The sequence below is a fragment of the Brooklawnia sp. genome (genome assembly GCF_049651565.1).
Classification (GTDB): Bacteria; Actinomycetota; Actinomycetes; order Propionibacteriales; family Propionibacteriaceae; genus Brooklawnia.
In genome coordinates this window covers 1-2756 of sequence record NZ_JBASCI010000002.1, presented here as the reverse complement: position 1 = coordinate 2756, position 2756 = coordinate 1, and the positions used below count along the sequence as shown (strand labels likewise).

The window sequence follows — 2756 nt, the reverse complement described above, 5'->3', positions numbered from 1 at the left end:
ACGACGCTGCGTGATCTTTCGCAGTGGGCGTCGGGGGCCGGGATCGAGGGCTGGCCGAGCGGGTCGTGCAGTACTCGGCGCTCGGGATCGAGGGCTGGCCGAGCGGGCCGTGCAGTACTCGGGGGCTCCGGATCGAGGGCTGGCCGAGCGGGCCGTGCAGTACTCGGGGGCTCCGGATCGCAGGCTGGCCGAGCGGGTCGTGCATTATCGGGCCCCAGGGACGGATAATGCACGCTTGAAGCCCCGGCGGCGTACATTATCGGGCCGCACGGATCGATAATGCCCAGCGTGGGGGCCCGATGGCGCCCAGGGACGCGGGTGTGCCGCGGCCGCCGAGAGCCGGGGCGCCGAAGCGAGACCGGCAGGCCCGCCTCCTAGCCGGCCAGCCCGTTCAGCCCCAACTCGATCCGGGGGCAGTCCTTCCACAGCCGCTCCAGCGCGTACAGGCTGCGCTCCTCGGAGTGCTGCACGTGCACCACCACGTCCAGGTAGTCGAGCAGCACCCACCGGTTCTCGTTACCGCCTTCCCGCCGGGTTGGACGTCGCCCCTCATCGGCGATCAGGCGTTCCTCGATGGCGTCCACGATCGCGCCGACCAGCCGTTCGTTGTTGGCGCTGACGATCAGGAAGATGTCGGTGATGGCCAGCGCCTCCGAGACGTCGAAGGCGACGATGTCGAGGCCCTTCTTGTCGTTGGCGGCCTCGGCGGCCTGCTTGGCGAGGTGGATGGCTTGATCAGTAGCAGTCAATTCGGCTTCCAGACTTGGTCGGTGGGTGGGAGTGCGCAGTGGTCGGTGGGTACGAGTGCGCAGTGGTCGGTGGGTGGGAGTGGGAGTCATCGGCAGCCACCCTGCTCATAGGGGCCCTGCATCGGCGGTCAGGATGGCCCCCTCATTGGCCGGGGTGTACAGCCCGCGCTTGGCGACGTACTGCACCACCCCATCAGGCACGAGGTACCACAGCGGCAGCCCCTCCCCCACCCGCCGCCGGCACTCGGTGGAGCTGATCGCCAGCGCCGGGATCTCCATCCGGGTCACCTTGTCGGCGGGCAGGTGGCTGATGTCCCGCGCCCCGAGGTCGACCCCCGGCCGCGAGACTCCGACGAACTTGCCCAGGTCGAACAGCTCATCAGCGCCCCGCCACGTCAGGATGGAGGCCAGCGCGTCGGCGCCGGTGATGAAGAACAGGTCAACATCGGCGCCGCGCTCGGCCTTCAAATCCCGCAGGGTGTCAACGGTGTAGGTATCCCCAGGCCTGTCGATGTCAACCCGCGAAACCGAGAACCGGGGGTTGGAGGCGGTGGCGATCACCGTCATCAGGTAGCGGTCCTCCCGGCTGCTGACCCGGCGTCCGGCCTTCTGCCACGGCGTCCCGGTGGGCACGAAGACCACCTCGTCGAGGTTGAACCGGGCGGCGACCTCGCTGCCGGCGACCAGGTGGCCGTGATGAATGGGGTCGAAGGTGCCACCCATCACACCCAGCCGGTAGCGGCGCTCGCCGCCCCGCACCCGCGCCAGCCCGAGGTCGATGGTGCTCTCGGGCAGCTGGGCGCCCCGGGCGGTCACTGACTGGCTCATGCGCGAACCTGGCCGGCGCCGGTGATCACGTACTTGGTGGAGGTCATCTCGGGCAGCGCCATGGGGCCGCGGGCGTGGGTCTTCTGGGTCGAGATGCCGATCTCGGCGCCGAACCCGAACTCGCCGCCGTCGACGAACCGGCTGGACGCGTTGACCAGCACGGCCGCGGCGTCCACCTCGCTGACGAACCGGCGCTGGGCGACCGCGTCGTTGGTGACGATGGTCTCGGAGTGCCCGGTGGTGTGTTCCCGGATGTGCTCCAGGGCGGCGTCCAGGTTGTCGACCACCTTGACGGCCAGGTCGAGCGACAGGTACTCGTCGTCGTACTCGCCCTCGCCGGCCGGGACGATCCGCTGGTCGATGGCCCGGGACGCGTCGTCGCCGTGCAGCGTGACCCCGGCCTCGGTCAGCGCATCAACCGCAGCAGGCAGGAACTCGCCGGCCACCTGCCGGTGCACCAGCAGGGTCTCCAGCGCGTTGCAGACGCTGGGCCGCTGGGTCTTGGCGTTCAGCATGATCCCGAGCGCCATCTGCTGGTCGGCGGCGGCGTCGACGAACAGGTGGCAGTTGCCGGTTCCGGTCTCGATCACCGGCACCTGCGATCCGCTGACCACGGCGTTGATCAGCCCGGCACCGCCGCGCGGGATCAGCACGTCGATCAGCCCGCGGGCCTGCATCATCTCGGTGGTGGTCTCGTGCCCGCCCTCGACCAGGGCGACCGCGTCCTCGGGCAGCCCGGCCTGCGCCAGCCCGGCGCGCAGCGCCTTGACGATGGCCCTGTTGGAGTCGACGGCGCTGGAGCTGCCGCGCAGCAGGCTGGCGTTGCCCGACTTCAGGCAGATGCCGGCGGCGTCGGCGGTGACGTTGGGCCGCGCCTCGTAGATGATGCCGATCACCCCGAGCGGCACCCGCACCTGGTCGATGTGCACGCCGTTGGCGAGCTGCCAGCCGCGCACCACCTCGCCGATCGGGTCGGGCAGGTTCGCCAGCGACCGCAGCCCGGCGACCATGCCGTCGATGCGGGACTGGTTGAGGCTGAGCCGGTCGATCAGCGCGTCCGAGGTGCCGGATTCGCGGGCCCGGGCAACATCCGAGGCATTGGCGGCCAGCACTTCGTCGGACGCGGCGGCCAGCGCGTCGGCCATGGCGTGCAGCGCGGCGTCCTTGTGGGCTCGGTCC

General features: G+C 70.4%; 3 protein-coding genes. All 3 read right to left on the bottom strand.

Translation table 11 applies throughout. The annotated features are described in order from the left end of the window. Nucleotides 1-374: 374 nt before the first annotated feature. Complete coding sequence (rsfS, locus tag WBL05_RS00045; RefSeq protein ID WP_424222952.1) at nucleotides 375-749, bottom strand: ribosome silencing factor; 375 nt, start codon at nucleotides 747-749, stop codon at nucleotides 375-377. A 105-nt stretch (nucleotides 750-854) separates the two neighbouring features. Next, nucleotides 855-1577: a nicotinate-nucleotide adenylyltransferase gene (nadD, locus tag WBL05_RS00040; protein ID WP_424222951.1), complete on the bottom strand. Its 723-nt coding sequence runs from the start codon at nucleotides 1575-1577 to the stop codon at nucleotides 855-857. Continuing rightward, a partial coding sequence (locus WBL05_RS00035; protein WP_424222950.1) for a glutamate-5-semialdehyde dehydrogenase occupies nucleotides 1574-2756 on the bottom strand: 1183 nt, incomplete at its 5' end. The genes WBL05_RS00035 and nadD, both read right to left, overlap by 4 nt.